The sequence below is a fragment of the Kluyvera sp. CRP genome (assembly GCF_019930565.1).
Taxonomy (GTDB): Bacteria; Pseudomonadota; Gammaproteobacteria; order Enterobacterales; family Enterobacteriaceae; genus Kluyvera; species Kluyvera georgiana_A.
Genome location: NZ_CP082841.1, coordinates 2,830,837 through 2,846,011, shown reverse-complemented (window position 1 = coordinate 2,846,011; position 15,175 = coordinate 2,830,837). Strand labels below are relative to the sequence as shown.

General features: G+C 53.4%; 12 protein-coding genes. 7 read left to right on the top strand and 5 right to left on the bottom strand.

Annotated elements, in window-relative coordinates; all coding sequences use genetic code 11:
• Positions 1 to 24 precede the first annotated feature (24 nt).
• Positions 25 to 345, bottom strand: a complete 321-nt coding sequence (gene clpS, locus K7B04_RS13365) for an ATP-dependent Clp protease adapter ClpS (protein WP_064548721.1) — start codon at positions 343 to 345, stop codon at positions 25 to 27.
• A 395-nt stretch (positions 346 to 740) separates the two neighbouring features.
• Between clpS and cspD the strand changes: the two genes are divergently transcribed.
• The gene (gene cspD, locus K7B04_RS13360) at positions 741 to 962 is read left to right on the top strand and encodes a cold shock-like protein CspD (RefSeq protein WP_163447745.1); all 222 of its coding nucleotides are present in this window, start codon (positions 741 to 743) and stop codon (positions 960 to 962) included.
• 78 nt (positions 963 to 1,040) lie between these two features.
• Here cspD and macB read toward each other — a convergent pair whose 3' ends face one another.
• Both macB and macA read right to left on the bottom strand, forming a co-directional pair.
• Complete coding sequence (macB, locus tag K7B04_RS13355) at positions 1,041 to 2,981, bottom strand: macrolide ABC transporter ATP-binding protein/permease MacB (protein WP_223802235.1); 1,941 nt, start codon at positions 2,979 to 2,981, stop codon at positions 1,041 to 1,043.
• Positions 2,978 to 4,093, bottom strand: a complete 1,116-nt coding sequence (macA, locus tag K7B04_RS13350; protein WP_223802234.1) for a macrolide transporter subunit MacA — start codon at positions 4,091 to 4,093, stop codon at positions 2,978 to 2,980. The genes macB and macA overlap by 4 nt, the downstream gene beginning before the upstream one ends.
• 161 nt (positions 4,094 to 4,254) lie before the next feature.
• On the opposite strand from macA, the gene K7B04_RS13345 reads away from it, so the two are divergent.
• Together K7B04_RS13345 and K7B04_RS13340 are read left to right on the top strand one after the other, a co-directional pair.
• Positions 4,255 to 5,208, top strand: coding sequence for a VirK/YbjX family protein (locus tag K7B04_RS13345; protein WP_223802233.1), 954 nt, complete (start codon positions 4,255 to 4,257; stop codon positions 5,206 to 5,208).
• 174 nt (positions 5,209 to 5,382) lie between these two features.
• Positions 5,383 to 6,339 (top strand): VirK/YbjX family protein, encoded by a 957-nt coding sequence (locus K7B04_RS13340; protein WP_223802232.1) that lies wholly within the window; start codon positions 5,383 to 5,385, stop codon positions 6,337 to 6,339.
• On the opposite strand, the gene K7B04_RS13335 is transcribed toward K7B04_RS13340, so the two are convergent.
• On the bottom strand, positions 6,336 to 7,994 hold the full coding sequence (locus tag K7B04_RS13335; RefSeq protein WP_163447750.1) for an ATP-dependent endonuclease: 1,659 nt from the start codon (positions 7,992 to 7,994) through the stop codon (positions 6,336 to 6,338). The two genes, K7B04_RS13340 and K7B04_RS13335, sit on opposite strands and share 4 nt — an antisense overlap.
• A 373-nt stretch (positions 7,995 to 8,367) precedes the next feature.
• On the opposite strand from K7B04_RS13335, the gene aqpZ reads away from it, so the two are divergent.
• From aqpZ to hcr, 4 genes are all read left to right on the top strand, one after another.
• A complete protein-coding gene (gene aqpZ, locus K7B04_RS13330; RefSeq protein ID WP_064548706.1) occupies positions 8,368 to 9,060 on the top strand; it encodes an aquaporin Z in 693 nt (230 codons plus the stop codon).
• A 152-nt stretch (positions 9,061 to 9,212) separates the two neighbouring features.
• On the top strand, positions 9,213 to 10,112 hold the full coding sequence (locus K7B04_RS13325; RefSeq protein WP_167576304.1) for a lysine exporter LysO family protein: 900 nt from the start codon (positions 9,213 to 9,215) through the stop codon (positions 10,110 to 10,112).
• 147 nt (positions 10,113 to 10,259) lie between these two features.
• On the top strand, positions 10,260 to 11,912 hold the full coding sequence (gene hcp / locus K7B04_RS13320; RefSeq protein WP_223802231.1) for a hydroxylamine reductase: 1,653 nt from the start codon (positions 10,260 to 10,262) through the stop codon (positions 11,910 to 11,912).
• 10 nt (positions 11,913 to 11,922) lie between these two features.
• Positions 11,923 to 12,891 carry an NADH oxidoreductase gene (gene hcr, locus K7B04_RS13315; protein ID WP_223802230.1) on the top strand — a complete coding sequence of 323 codons (969 nt, stop codon included), beginning with the start codon at positions 11,923 to 11,925 and terminating at the stop codon, positions 12,889 to 12,891.
• Positions 12,892 to 12,976: 85 nt separating this feature from the next.
• On the opposite strand, the gene K7B04_RS13310 is transcribed toward hcr, so the two are convergent.
• The gene (locus tag K7B04_RS13310) at positions 12,977 to 14,605 is read right to left on the bottom strand and encodes an SgrR family transcriptional regulator (RefSeq protein WP_223802229.1); all 1,629 of its coding nucleotides are present in this window, start codon (positions 14,603 to 14,605) and stop codon (positions 12,977 to 12,979) included.
• Positions 14,606 to 15,175 lie beyond the last annotated feature (570 nt).

The following is a 15,175-nucleotide window of genomic DNA, read 5'->3' as shown; positions in this document are numbered from 1 at the left end:
CTCCCCCCAATTTTCATGCCTGTATCAGGCTTGTTCCAGCGTACACAGTAGCGGATGCTCGTTCTCCCTCGCGTACTGATTCACCATCGCAACTTTGGTTTCGGCGACTTCTGCCGTAAAAACACCACAAATTGCTTTACCCTGATAGTGAACCGTTAGCATCAACTGTGTTGCGCGTTCTACATCATAAGAAAAGAATTTTTGTAACACGTCAATAACAAACTCCATCGGAGTGTAATCATCATTGACCAATATCACTTTATACATTGACGGGGGTTTAAGCCCATCCTGAAGTTTATCTGCCGCAAGCTGGTCGAAGTCCAGCCAGTCTCTGGTCTTACTCATTGTCAGTCATCATCGTCGGTGTCATCAATTGCTGCTGACGAGGCTGCGTACACGTATGGCTCCGTATTATTGACAGGATTAATGACACATTTCCCCGGCCAGCACGTTACCTTTCGTTCTTGCACATACAGGCTCTCAATTTACTGTAGATCATAGATAACTATCACCTATAGCTGCCATTCGCGAACTCTGTCACATTCCCGTCAATAGCGTTAACTGCTTCAAATTTTGATGCATTTTACCCCTTTAGCCCTCCGCAAACGCTTGACGCACTGTGCGAAATATCTAAATTGTACTGGCGAGAGTTGGTGAGGTTTTGAACAACTCCTGACTCCACCACCGGTTCATTCCATCTACTTATAAACGTATAATAGAGTTACGAAGGATGTCGAAGTATGGAAATGGGTACTGTTAAGTGGTTCAACAATGCCAAAGGGTTCGGTTTCATTTGCCCGGAAGGCGGTGGCGAGGACATCTTCGCCCATTACTCCACCATCCAGATGGATGGGTACAGAACGTTAAAAGCCGGACAAGCCGTCCAGTTTGATGTCCACGAGGGGCCGAAAGGTAATCATGCTAGCCTGATTATCCCCGTGGAAGCAGAAACAGCCGCCTAGTTTACTGCCCCATTGTGTACATCCCGCCGTCAAAATGCCAGTCCTTCTGACTGGCATTTTTTCATTTATTTTTCGCCGTTATTCCCGCGCCAGTGCATCGACAGGGTCGAGCCGCGCCGCGTTCCTTGCCGGTAGCCAGCCAAAGAGCACACCGGTGAGAGTTGAGCAGATAAACGCCGTCAACAGCGCCAGCGGCGAAAAACCAATCTCCCAGCCCGGCAGCACCAGTTGGAGCAGCAGCGCAATCATCAACGACAGCGTGACACCCAGTGCGCCACCCACCAGGCACACCAGAATCGCCTCAATCAAAAACTGCTGCAGGACGTTACTGGCTCGCGCGCCGACCGCCATACGAATGCCGATTTCCCGCGTCCGTTCCGTCACCGACACCAGCATGATATTCATCACGCCAATACCGCCAACCACCAGCGAGATCACCGCCACTAGCGTTAAGAACAGCTGTAATGTATGTGTGGTGCGTTCTGCCGTTTTCAAGATGCTGTCCATATTCCAGACGAAGAAATCTTTCTTGCCGTGACGCAAACTGAGCAGTCGGGTCAACTGCTGTTCGGCGAGACTGCTGTCGTAGCCCTCTTTCACCCTCACGGTGATGGAGTTCAGCCACGCCTGCCCCATCACCCGCCCGGACATCGTTGAATACGGTAACCAGACGCGCAGAATCTTGCTGCTGCCAAACATCGACTGTTTCTCATCCGCTACGCCAATCACCGTCGCCGGCGTATTACCCACCAGTATCACTTCCCCCACCACGCTGGCCTTATTGGGGAACAGCTGGCGGCGAGTATTGCTGTCCAGCACCACCACCTGCGCGCGTTCTGCGGCCTGGACATCATTAAAGGTATTGCCCTCGCTGAAGGTCATGCCATAAACGTTGAAGTAGTGCTGACCAATGCCCTGCACGCTGGCCGCAACGTCGATATTCCCAGCGCGGATGCGTAGATTCTTTGATACCGACGGCGTCACCGAGCTGACCCACGACTGCTTTTCGATCGCCAGCAGATCGTCATACTTCAGCGACTGCTGGTACTGCGGATCGTCATCGCCGAAATCTTTCCCCGGATAGACATCGATAGTATTGGTGCCAATGGAACGGATATCCGCCAGCACCATCTGTTTGGCCGCATCGCCCACCACCACAATCGATACCACCGAGGCGATACCGATAATAATGCCGAGCATGGTCAGCAACGTGCGCATTTTATTCGCCACCATGGCCAGCCAGGCCATCGACAGCGCTTCACGGAAACTATTGCTGAACTGCCCCCAGCCGGAAGCCGCCTGTATCACCGGCTGACGTGGGGCGACCGTCGTCTGTCGCGCCGGAGGGTTATGGACAATTTCACCGTCGCGAATCTCAATCACGCGCTCTGCTTGCGCGGCCACCTGCGGGTCGTGGGTGACGATAATAATCGTGTGCCCTTGCTCTTTAAGCTGATGGAGAATCGCCATCACCTCTTCACCAGAGCGACTGTCGAGCGCGCCGGTGGGTTCATCGGCAAGGATCACCTGGCCGCCGTTCATCAGCGCGCGGGCAATACTCACCCGCTGCTGCTGACCGCCGGAGAGCTGAGAAGGCGCATAATCGACGCGATCCGCCAGCCCCAGACGTTGCAACAGCTCCTTTGCCCGCGCCAGCCGCGCCTTGCGCTCCACGCCCGCGTACACCGCCGGCACTTCCACATTCTGCGCCGCCGTCAGGTGCGACAACAGGTGATAACGTTGAAAAATAAAGCCAAAGTGCTCGCGGCGCAGCGCGGCGAGCGCATCGCCGTCCAGCGTCGCCACATCGGTTCCCGCCACGCGGTAGGTGCCGCTGGTCGGCTTATCGAGGCAGCCGAGAATATTCATCAGCGTCGATTTCCCCGAACCAGAAGCCCCGACGATCGCCACCATCTCGCCGGCGTTAATTTGCAGTGAGATACCCTTGAGGACCTCAACGCTGCCGTCTCCCGACGGGTAGCTGCGGCGAATCTGGGTTAGCTCAAGCAGTGCGGTCATTGTTCCGCTCCGGCTTTACCTTCTCCAATGATCACCTCATCGCCCGCTTCAAGCCCTTTGGCAATCTCTACGTCAGTGTCGTTGCGCGCACCGATGACCACTTCACGCGTCTTGACTTCACCGTTGCGCAGTAGACGCACGTTGTAACGGTTATCCCCTACGCTATCGCCTAGCGCCGACAGCGGAATGGTCAACACATCGTTGACGCCACCGAGCTGGATATGCACCTGCGCGGTCATCTCCAGACGCAGTACACCGTTAGGGTTCGGCACTTCAAAACGGGCATAGTAGAAGATGGCGTCGTTGACTTTTTCCGGCGTCGGCAGAATATCCTTCAGGGTGCCTTCGTAGCGCGTCAGCGGGTCGCCAAGTACGGTAAACCAGGCTTTCTGTCCTGGTTTGAGATGAATGACATCGGCTTCGGAAACCTGAGCTTTCACCAGCATGGTGCTGAGATCCGCCAGCGTCAGAATGTTGGGCGCCTGCTGAGCGGCTATCACCGTCTGCCCTTGTAGCGTGGTAATTTGCGTCACTTCGCCACGCATCGGCGCCACAATACGGGTGTAGTCAAGGTTGGTTTTGGCCGTATCGAGTGAGGCCTGATTGCGTTTAATCTGCGCATCAATGGTACCTATTTGCGCCTGTTTTACCGCCATATCGGTGGCGGCGGTATCCAGATCCTGGCGCGAAACGACCTGAGTTTTCGCCAGCTGTTGCTGGCGTGAGAAGGTGACGCTCGCCAGCTTCCATTCCGCTTCTGCCTGTTTGCGCTGCGCGCGAAGCTCCATCAGCGTCGCTTCCACTTCTTTAATCTGGTTCTGCGCCTGTTCAGGGTCAATCACGCCTAAAAGCTGATCTTTTACCACCTTATCGCCGATGTTCACTGACAGGGTTTTCAACTGCCCGCTCACCTGCGCGCCGACGTCAACTTTGCGCAGCGCGTCAAGCTTACCGGTGGCCAGCACGCTCTGCTCAAGCGAGCCTTTGCGCACAATGAGCGTCTGGTAATTGGGCAACGGTGCGTTGAGCATTTTCCAGACGGCAATGAGCGCCACGATAAGCACGGCAAGCATCAGCCAGTAGCGTTTTTTTAGTTTTCCCTTGATGATCATAAAATCCTGAAATCCCCGAAAATATCGACACAATGTGAAATCAAACTTCAATGCAAGCTAAACAAACCAAGAAAAGTCTGAGCAAATACCCCTGCCCCGCTAATTGATTCATCATGGTGATGTTAAAATCGCCATTCATATGTAATTCTGGATAGTAAACCATGTCACAGCTCAGCGAAAATTCATTCGAGACTTCCCGCCACCCTTCCGCCCTCGGCCTCTTTTTTAGCCTGTTTAGCGGGCAATGGCGTCCAGGTGAGTTCTGGAACAAGCGTAGCTTTCGTCGGAAGTTTATGCTGCGCTCTTTACTGATGCCACGTCTGAGCCGCGAATGGATGAACGAACTGTCCCAATGGTCCCATCTGGATACCCTGCTTACGCGCCAGCCTCGCCTGCCGGTGCGTCTGCATCGCCCGTATCTGGCGGTAAATTTTAGCCGTCACCAGGTGCTGGACGCGCTGCGTTATCACTATACGCTGCTGTCAGAGGCGATGTCCTCCGAAGAGTTAACCACCTACCTGAATACACAGGCCTTAACGCTGGCGCAGATTGAAGGGAAAAATGGTGACACCTTTACTCTTGAGCTGACCATGCAGATTAATCTGGATAAAGAAGGCGATAGCACTATTCTGATGCGCAACGCCGACGGCGATGTGCTGGCGGAGATGACCTTCACCCTGCTTGACTACCAGAACCAGCGCACGCTGTTTATTGGCGGCCTCCAGGGCAGCAAACGCGATTTGCCGCACGAAGCGATTCAGAATGCCACCAAATCCTGCCACGGTCTGTTCCCGAAACGCCTGGTCATGGAAGCTGTATGCCGCTTTGCTGAACGCCTGCACGTGGATCAGATCCTGGCCGTCAGTAACGATGTGCACATTTTCCGCGGCGAACGCTACCAGGATAAGAATAAAAAGATTCTTTCCGATTACGACACGTTTTGGGAAGCGGTGGGCGGCGAGCGCGACAACGAGGGCTACTTCCATATTCCGGTTGCCATCGCCCGCAAGGATATTGCTGAAATCGCAAGTAAAAAACGTGCGGAATATCGCCGTCGCTATGAACTGATGGATGCAATTCAAAGCCAAATGTCGGGCTTGTTCCATCAGCCTTAATGTAAATTTCTGCGCGCTGAGTCATCAGCGCGTATAAAACAGCTAAAAATGAACATCACCAAACTTAAACCATTCATAAACAAAATGTAATCTTCACATTCTTTGCATTTGTTGAAATTACGTTGAAGGTTCCGTTGATTAAATAGGCAAAACCTCCTTAACGAGATTTTTCCTATGTCGAGCCTTGTCGATTTTTCCGCTTCCGCACATCCACAACCTGAATCCAGCTGGCACCTTTTTCGACTACTGTCGACCGGCACGCTTGCGCCCGGCCGTGCGTGGAAAAACCCGGCGTACCGACGTAAATTCCTGCTGCGCTCGCTGAGCACGCCGCGAATGACCGGTAAACTGCTGGGCAGTCTGGCGAAACAACCGCAGCTGATGCAAATTCTGAACGTACAGCCTGGCCTGCCGTGCCGACTGCATCGGCCGTGGCTGTGTACGCACCTGAGCCACCAGCAAACCATTGATGCGCTGTGCTGGCACTACCAGCAGTTGCTGGCCAGGCTACCGGAAAATGTCGCCAATCATTATCTTTCCCCACGCGGCGCGCTGCTGACCACGCTTAGTGGTAAAGACGGACAGCAATACAGCATTCGTCTGTGCGCGGATGCAATGCTGGATAAAGAAGGCGAAGCGACGATTGTTTTCCAGGACGAGAACGACACCGTGCTGGCGGAACTGACGTTTACGCTGTGCCAGTACAACGGGGTTGACACGTTCTTTGTCGGCGGCCTGCAAGGGGCGAAAGCGGACGTGCCGCACCAGCTGATTCAAGCCGCCACCAAAGCCTGCCACGGCTTATTCCCGAAACGTCTGGTGGTGGATGCGCTGTTAACCCTGGGGTCACTGCTGTCCGTTGCACACGTGCGTGCCGTCAGCAACGAAACGCACATTTATCGCAGCCTGCGCTACCGCCATAAAAAACGCGGCAAGCTGCATGCCGACTACAACAGTTTCTGGACGTCGTTGGGGGCACAGGCCGACGAGGAAGGTGATTACGTTTTACCGCTGACGTTGGCGCGTAAAACGATGGAAGAGATTGCCAGCAAGAAGCGCGCGGAGTACCGCCGTCGCTATGCGCTGCTGGACGAGCTCCAGCAGCAAATTACCGAAACAGTCCAGCGTTAATCTGCCTTCCCGCGCGCCAGCCAGACGACGCGGGAAAACATTTTCTTCAGCAAGGGCGGAACGGCTTCAATACCGCGCCGCCCGGCTTCCATCGCCACTTCAATCGCCAGATCGGGTTTCGATGAACGGTGAATCGCCTTGGTGATCACCCGGCGCATATTCATCGGGATGTTTTCCGGCAATTGCGCCACGCGGTGATAAACGCTGGAAAACCCCTGCCGGTACATAAAGTGTTCCATATCCGGCGCGGGCAACGTCGTCAGGTGATGATGTTCGGCTTCACGATCGTTGTTGAGCAGGCTGCGCACCGTGGCCGCATATTTTTTTCCTGCCTCATCCCCATCGACCAGCACGTGCCACTCTATCCCCATTCGACGAGCGAATTTAATCAACGGTTTGAGTCCGGACTGGGCAAACTCAATCACTTTGACCCCTTCAGCATCGAAATGGTGCCCGCACTGGCGCGCCAGCTCGTTAATCACCCAGGTTTCGGTTTCACCTTCCACCAGCAGCCAGCAGCGCGCAAACAGCGATGAGGCACGATTAAAACGAATGTGGAACGAAATGCGGCGACTGTCTTCGGCGTTCATTCCCTCCGGCCCCAGCCGCCATGCCGATACGCGGGAGGACTCACGGACCAGACGGCAAACGTTCTGCATTGGCGTGAGCGACAACAGCTCACCGGAGTTGGTGGTCGCCACACGCTGTAATGGCAGCAAGTTCAGCAGATTCCAGGCCACCGACAGCATAATCGGATGCAGCCGCGTTTCCGGATCCTCCACGAGCAGCAGCGGACGCGCGTCTCTATCGAGTTTGACCGTCCCCTTCGCCTGCAGCAGCGTCGCGAACATGCCCAGCAGGATCACCCGGTGATTGCGCGCGCCGGGCTTGTCGATCATACGGTTAATCAAATCCAGATAGCGCCAACTGCGCTGCTCGTCGTGCGAGCGACGGCGCATCAAGCGTTGAATCGCCGGGCCAGAGCCCTGCTCAGAGAAGTAGTGTTCCAGCAGTTGTCCCATCGCCGCCAGCCCCTGGCGTATCTGGCCATCGCTGAGATTCTGCGGGCTCGTCACCAGCTCGCGGGAAAGGTAATCGAGCTGGCGCGCGGTGATTTCAACGTCAGGCACATCCGGCACGGTGCCGCTGCGGATGCGGCGCATAAAACGGGCATCACGCAGGCGTAGTACGGGCATCAGGCGAATCAACTCGCGCGCCTGGCCGTCAATATCGTCAATGTCCAACGCCTGACCATCGCTGTCGATAAAGCTACGGAGCGTCAGCACGCTACCGTCGGCGGCCAGTTCACCCTCCAGGCGGTAGAAAATACGTCGAAAACCGTCGTCGCACAGCGTCCAGCAGTCGGAGAGCCCACGGTAGCGTCGGCCCCGGTAGCGGCCGGGTTCGTTTTCGCGAAAAGTCAGTATGATGTGCAGATGGTGCTCACGTCCCTGCACATCGCCGGGCGGAAACCAGAAATCGTTATAGACAAAGTGATACAGCTCATCGTGCGGTGAAAGCAGCAGCGTCAGCGCGTCCAGCAGGCTCGATTTACCCCACGCGTTTTCGCCGATTAAGACGTTATTCTCCTCCAGCATCAACGATAATCGATTAATGCCGCGAAACCCTGCAATTTCGGTGCGCTCAAGAAGCATAACCCCTCCGTAACACGATAGCTGCCATCCCTTCGTTATCGGCAGTATAGCGGCATGCGTCGCACTTGACACCAGACTGGCACGCCGCTTGCGTACGGAGTGATGCTTTATTAACCGCTGAAAGTAATAAAGTGCGTTCTCTATCACCTTCCACGATTATTCCGAAAATAATGCACTACACTCTACTTCAAAGAATAAATTGCTCAAGGAATAACACCACATTGTTTTGTATCAAAGTTCGGCTATTTATTTAACTGGTGAGGGATGACGTTCGTTTTTAAAATAATGAGGACTATGCCTGCCACCCATTTTGGTAGGGATATATTCAGTCGTCACCCTTTATGACGATAATAATTTTTAATTCGAGGTGGTTATGTTTAGAAAATTGGCTGCAGAGTGCTTTGGCACCTTCTGGCTGGTATTTGGTGGTTGCGGTAGCGCCGTTCTGGCTGCAGCATTCCCGGAATTAGGGATTGGCTTTGCGGGCGTTGCGCTGGCGTTCGGTTTAACCGTTCTCACCATGGCATTTGCCGTTGGCCATATCTCTGGCGGCCATTTTAACCCGGCAGTGACCCTGGGCCTGTGGGCTGGCGGTCGTTTCCCGGCCAAAGAAGTGATTGGCTATATTGTCGCACAGGTTGTCGGCGGGATTATCGCCGCTGCCGTATTGTATTTAATCGCCAGCGGTAAAGCGGGCTTTGACGCGGCAGCCAGCGGCTTCGCCTCCAACGGTTACGGCGAACATTCACCGGGCGGCTACTCAATGCTTTCCGCTATCGTGATTGAAATCGTACTGACCTGCGGCTTCCTGCTGGTGATCCACGGCGCAACCGACAAAAATGCCCCGGCAGGCTTCGCACCGATCGCCATCGGCCTCGCTCTGACTCTGATTCACCTCATCAGCATTCCGGTAACTAACACCTCCGTTAACCCGGCGCGTAGTACCGCGGTCGCTATCTTCCAGGGCGGCTGGGCGCTTGACCAGCTGTGGCTGTTCTGGGTGATGCCGATCATCGGCGGTATCCTGGGCGGCGTGATTTATCGCACCCTGCTGGAAAAGAAATAAGCCTTCTGTAAACCGGACATGGCGTGAATGCGCCAACCCGGCAAAGAAAGACCCGGTAAAGCCGGGTCTTTCTTTTTTCGCAGCTTTACTCGGTATGCGGTTTTCGGTAGTGTCTGTGCGCGATTTAAATACTACAAGGAAGCGTGTTCGTTATGTTATCGGGACTGCTCATCATTCTGGTGCCGTTGGTTATCGGCTATCTGATTCCCCTTACCCACCGCGGTGCGCTGCAGCTGATCAATCGCCTGCTCAGTTGGATTGTTTATCTGATTCTCTTCTTTATGGGGATCAGCCTGGCATTTCTGGATAATCTGGCAGCGAATCTATTATCTATCTTCCACTATTCTGCTATTAGCATTGTGGTTATTTTACTTTGCAATATTGCGGCACTGCTGTGGCTGGAAAAAGTGTTGCCGTGGGGACATCCTCATCATCAGGAAAAATTACCCTCACGCCTCGCGATGGCGCTGGAATCATTAAAGCTGTGCTTTGTGGTTATTGCTGGTTTTGTTCTCGGACTCAGCGGGCTTTCCTTTTTACAGCACGCCACCGATGCCAGCGAATATACGCTCATTTTCTTGCTGTTCCTGGTCGGTATTCAGCTGAGAAACAGCGGCATGACCTTGCGACAAATTATTCTCAACCGCCGCGGCATGGTGATTGCGTTAGTCGTGGTAGCCAGTTCGATGGTTGCCGGCGTCATCAATGCGTTTCTGCTTGGTTTGCCCATTAAAACCGGTCTGGCGATGGCCTCCGGATTTGGCTGGTACTCGCTGTCCGGTATTCTGCTGACCGACGCCTATGGCCCGGTAATCGGTAGCGCCACCTTCTTTAATGACCTGGCGCGCGAACTACTGGCCATTATGCTCATTCCCGGCCTGGTACGCCGCAGTCGCTCCACCGCGCTTGGCCTGTGCGGCGCAACGTCAATGGACTTCACCCTACCGGTCCTCCAGCGCTCCGGCGGCGTGGAAATGGTCCCTCCCGCTATCGTCCACGGTTTTATTCTTAGCCTGCTCGTACCGCTGATGATGGCCTTCTTCACCGCCTGATACCTCCATGGCGGTAGCCTTCGCTGCCGCCAAAATTGCGCTAAATCAACCTCCCTTTAAGTTGCACTAAAAATGCCTTTTCAAGGCTGAGTCTCAGGCTTACCCTTAAACATGTATATTAAATATAACTTTAAAAAGGTGTGACCCATGTTTTGTGTGCAATGTGAACAAACCATCCGTACTCCGGCAGGGAACGGCTGCTCTTACGCTCAGGGTATGTGTGGTAAGACGGCTGAAACGTCCGATCTGCAGGATCTGCTGATTGCGTCTTTGCAAGGTCTGTCCGCATGGGCGGTGAAGGCGCGTGAATACGGCATCATCAACCACGACGTTGATAACTTCGCCCCGCGCGCGTTCTTCTCCACTCTGACCAACGTTAACTTCGACTCTCCGCGTATCGTGGGCTACGCCCGTGAAGCGATTGCCCTGCGTGAAGCGCTGAAAGCGCAGTGCCTGACCAAAGACGCTAACGCCACCGTCGATAACCCGATGGCTGACCTGCAACTGGTCAGTGACGATCTGGGCGATCTGCAAAAACAGGCGGCGGAATTTACCCCGAACAAAGACAAAGCCACCATCGGTGAGAACATTCTCGGTCTGCGCCTGCTGTGTCTGTACGGCTTGAAAGGCGCGGCAGCTTACATGGAACATGCCCACGTTCTCGGCCAGTACGACAACGACATCTATGCTCAGTACCACAAAATCATGGCGTGGCTGGGCACCTGGCCTACCGATATGAACGCTCTGCTGGAGTGCTCTATGGAAATCGGCCAGATGAACTTCAAAGTGATGAGCATTCTGGACGCTGGTGAAACCACCAAATACGGCCACCCGACCCCGACTCAGGTCAACGTGAAAGCCACTGAAGGTAAGTGCATCCTGATCTCCGGTCACGACCTGAAAGATCTCTACAACCTGCTGGAACAAACCGAAGGCACCGGCGTTAACGTCTATACCCACGGTGAAATGCTGCCAGCGCACGGCTACCCGGAACTGCGTAAGTTCAAACACCTGATCGGTAACTACGGCAGCGGCTGGCAGAATCAGCAGGTTGAATTCGCCCGCTTCCCAGGACCGATCGTGATGACCTCTAACTGCATCATCGACCCAACCGTTGGCGCCTACGACGACCGTATCTGGACCCGTAGCATCGTCGGCTGGCCGGGCGTGAGCCACCTGGAAGGCGATGACTTCGGTCCAGTTATCGCCCAGGCCCAGCAAATGGCGGGCTTCCCGTACAGCGAAATTCCGCACCTGATCACCGTAGGTTTCGGTCGTCAGACCCTACTGGGCGCAGCTGATACCCTGATTGACCTGGTGAGCCGTGAAAAACTGCGTCACATCTTCCTGGTGGGCGGCTGCGACGGCGCGCGCGGCGAACGTAACTACTTCACCGACTTCGCCACCAGCGTGCCGGACGACTGCCTGATCCTGACTCTGGCCTGCGGTAAATACCGTTTCAACAAACTGGAGTTCGGCGATATCGAAGGCCTGCCGCGTCTGGTGGATGCCGGTCAGTGTAACGATGCATACTCTGCCATCATCCTGGCGGTCACTCTGGCAGAGAAACTGGGCTGTGGCGTCAACGATCTGCCGCTGTCGCTGGTGCTCTCCTGGTTCGAACAGAAAGCGATCGTGATTCTGCTGACCCTGCTGTCGCTCGGCGTGAAAAACATCGTTACTGGCCCGACGGCGCCAGGCTTCTTCACGCCGGACCTGCTGGCTGTGCTCAACGAGAAATTTGGTCTGCGTTCCGTGACCACCGTTGAAGAAGATATGAAGCAGCTGTTGAGCGCGTAAGGAGTTAAGCATGACAATGCCAACAAGTCAGTGCCCATGGCGGATGCAGGTTCACCACATCCATCAGGAAACGCCGGATGTATGGACCATTTCGTTGCTGTGCCACGACTATTATCCGTACCGCGCCGGGCAGTACGCACTGGTCAGCGTGCGCAACTCAGCGGAGACCCTGCGTGCTTACACCATTTCCTCTACGCCGGGAGTCAGCGAGTACATCACGCTGACCGTTCGCCGCATTGACGATGGCGCAGGTTCACAGTGGCTGACCCGTGACGTGAAACGCGGCGATTATATCTGGCTGTCCGATGCCATGGGCGATTTCATCTGCGAAGACAAAGCGAATGACAAATTCCTGATGCTGGCGGCTGGCTGTGGCGTGACGCCAATCATGTCTATGCGTCGCTGGTTGGCGAAGTACCGTCCGCAGGCCGATGTGCAGGTGATCTTTAACGTCCGTTCGCCGGAAGATGTGATCTTCGCCGACGAATGGCGTCAGTATCCGGTCACCCTGGTGGCGGAAAACAACGCCACCCACGGTTTTGTCTCCGGTCGTCTGAGTACCGAATTGCTGAAAAGCGTACCGGATCTGGCGTCTCGTACCGTGATGACCTGTGGCCCGGCACCGTATATGGAGCTTGTCGAAAAAGAAGTGAAAGCGCTGGGCGTGACCCGCTTCTTTAAAGAGAAGTTCTTCACCCCGGTTGCCGACGCGGCCACAAGCGGCCTGAAGTTCACCAAACTGCAGCCAGCGAAAGAGTTCTACTCTCCGGTTGGTACCACCTTGCTGGACGCGCTGGAAAGCAACAAGGTGCCAGTAGTGGCGGCCTGCCGTGCAGGCGTATGCGGCTGCTGCAAAACCAAGGTGGTTTCCGGTGACTATACGGTCACCAGCACTATGACGTTAAGCGATGCGGAAATTGCCGACGGGTACGTGCTGGCGTGTTCCTGCCATCCGCAGAGCGACCTGGTACTGGCGTAATTCACCCACTACTGCAAAAAGGCTACCCTGTAAAACGGGTGGCCTTTTTTAATGGGCATGCATAAAGATAAACAGCTGCCGATTGTCACCACGTATTGTTTTTATCATCAATCCATATCCTCGCAAAATCTGGCCAACACTGCGGATGGCAATGAATCCCCTTCACTGATTTTGGATACCGCAACGTGTACTGCTTTTGATACAGAGGAACGATCAAATGATGGCGAATAGCATGGCGCTGAAGCGCAATAAGGAGCCGTTTATGACGTTCCGGTTCTCGGTGTACCGACCTGTCCAGTAACCTTATCACGCGTTTTTGACTCTCTTTTGGCCAGAACACCTTTACCATGCTGCTTCTGCGCCAGCGTTCCTCAAAGGTAAATGCTGCTTGCTGGACAGAGCTTAAGTAGCCCAGGGCAATATCCATGCTTTCCCAGACCGCCCCGCTTGCCGGCCAGTGGGTATTATGAATGGCCCGTGTCGTTAACCGACATCCGACACGCAGCAAATATCGGGCAAACATTTTGACGAAAATTTCCGTATCCGGCGTACTGAAATAGGCCATGGAAAGCAGCGGAGGGAGCTCGGACATGTCCATTTCCTTTCCAGACATCGTCAGCCAACTCTCAACGGGCAGCAGATCAGACTGCTTCTTCATCATGCTGCTCGCCAGAGTTTTCGCGATTTCTGTCAGCGTGATGCGCTGCTGACGAGAGAGAATACTCGCGCTGCTATTGTTAAATGCCAGGAAGGAAAACGTATCGCTACAGGTCAAGGTTTCTGTCCTCTCCTGCCGCTCCGTAGAGCGCTCGGTCTCAAGTTGAACCACGCCCCAGTCCTTTACTTTCCGCAAACGCGTTTCAAGCGTAATCGCACGCGCTAGCGGCATTTCACCGTACCAGCCGGGAAAGCGGACAAGTGAGATACCGTCATCAGTATGTTTAGCGATCAAAAACGGGCCGATGCCAACAGTGGGAAAAACCGGATGCGGTATTGCAACAACCGGATTCGCCAAACGATGCAGTAACATCTCATCAGGTTGCGTCAGATGGAACTCAATACATTGCTGGTCAGCGGTAATATTCTGAACATAAGGTAACGCTTCTGTTCCTGCAAAAGCGCGCAATGTGTGCGCGCAATCAGCAACACTGAACGGATCGTTATTATGCCAGACCAGCCCCTGTCGAAGATAAAAGCGCCAGCACGTTCTATCGGTAGAAACCTCTACATGGTGGGCAAGAGCCAATTCTGGCTGCGTATTACCGTCAAGATACCTCGCCAATCCCACATGAACCATCCTGATTAAATGCCGGGTGAGATGCTGTGCCGATAATTTAGGAACGATCGCGGAAATCGGACGATAGTAAGGAAAGATGAAATGATACCCGCCAGACGCGGGTATCATCGGTAGGGGGGTCACTGAGGAGTTAACAGGAGCATCAATACCTTCCTGAAGGTGCTGGATGTCATGTCGGCACTGTATAAGACTTTGCTTCCCCCGCCCAGGCAGGGAAGCCCAGCTAATCCAGCCAATTTGTTGCATCTCTTTTAATAGCGTACGAGCATAACGCGGCGAGCAAGCGAGGGTATCAGCAACATCCTGTAACTGTACTTCACGCCGCTGGTTTTGATAGCGGTTCAACAGTCTTTTATATTGTCGTGCCAGCCGGAGTAATCTCGCGTCTGGCGCTATATTGTTAGACTGCTGGATCATTTCTCACCACCATTTTTTACCGGGAAGTCTCTTTAAAACTAGCGCGATTCTAATACCATACAATAAATCGCATTTAACTTATTATAGTTGCAGGCTGGTCATCTATATTACAAATAAGCCGTTGACAAATCAAAACCAAAGCAAACAAAAAACACCAAAAATCTCAACATTACAAAATTTAACACCAACAAACAAATAAAAAACAGAATAAAAAACCGGATATCAGTGTCCGATTTAACACATAAAACTAAAAACAAAATGCCAGATAAATTTTCATCAATCATTTCAATTAGTTACATGAATTACCTGACAGTTGTTAAAAACAGAATAAAATCGTAATATATCCCCAATCCGATTCCCACGGGCCAGAAAATAAAACTTAAACCATCAAAAATGGGGTACGATTTATCGTGATCTAAGGTTTTTATTACCTCACTGCAATATCTCAACAAAGACCTAAATTGCAATAATTAAACCTGCACTTGAATTTTAAAAGCATAGTAATTCTTATTATATGATGCAACAAAGAAATATTTTTATATCGTATCTTGTATTGATTATTTCATCGAT